1 protein-coding gene is annotated in these 779 nt (G+C 60.8%); it reads left to right on the top strand.

Features of this window, described 5'->3' with window-relative positions; all coding sequences use genetic code 11:
• Window positions 1-405: 405 nt before the first annotated feature.
• Entirely contained in the window at window positions 406-681 is a 276-nt protein-coding gene (locus IFT72_RS15610; RefSeq protein ID WP_192047021.1) for a hypothetical protein, read from the top strand.
• Window positions 682-779: the final 98 nt, after the last annotated feature.

Here is a 779-nt window from a genome sequence, read left to right as displayed (position 1 = left end):
AGTTTCCTTGCCTACGTTCTCACGGGAAACGACGTCGAAGTCGTCAGGGACCACGCGCTTCATGTTCAACGGTCCGGGCGAACTGGTTGGCGCGGAGCCCCACAGAAGAAACCCCTGCTGGACTTCGGCGGCATAGGAGACGCCGTGCGTCGTCCACGACGAGCTGAAAGGCATGCTTAACAGTAGGGCGCACCCGGGTACCTCTCCTGCCCGGTGACGCCGTTCCCCGAGGCCGAAGAACCAGTCAGCGTCGTTCTCGCCACTGGAGCCCGAGGTGCTGAGTGTTTCCGTGTCTATTGCGGGGAGCGTTCTTCGTTTCCCGAGATGACTCACTCAGGAGCGGAGCGTCGGTGCGTGAAGTGGACACTTGTGTTTGGCCACGGCGGCGGTGGGTAGGTGTGGGTGATGGAACGTACGACGATGCACATCGATGGCCGCTCTCACTCCCTCGATCCGAGCCAGGACCTCGAGAAGGTCAAGGGGGACGTCGTCGAGGCGGTGCGTGCCGGAGGCGACTTAGTGCAGGTCACCGTTGCCGGAGGGCACGTGCTTGATGTTCTAGTGGCCCCGGGGGTCTCGGTCGCGTTCGAGACCGAGACTAATTTTAGCGAAGGGCCTGACGACGAGTTCGTCGCTTCGATCGACGCCATCGACTTCGATGACTACCTCCTCTTCCTCTGACGACAACGACGATGATGTCGTCGTTGTGATCTCGCAACTCCTAAGCCAATGCCTCAACGACGTCGATGAACATCCGTCCCGGTGGGTGGACCATGTGA

It is taken from the genome of Frigoribacterium sp. CFBP 8754, assembly GCF_014841815.1.
Classification (GTDB): domain Bacteria; phylum Actinomycetota; class Actinomycetes; order Actinomycetales; family Microbacteriaceae; genus Frigoribacterium; species Frigoribacterium endophyticum.
Note: the sequence above shows the minus strand (reverse complement) of the source record. Positions and strands in the feature narration are given on the sequence as shown.

Bases quoted from the DNA above. Each gene is read 5' to 3' on its own strand.
- IFT72_RS15610 (WP_192047021.1), top strand. From the start codon at position 406: ATGGAACGTACGACGATGCACATCGATGGCCGCTCTCACTCCCTCGAT.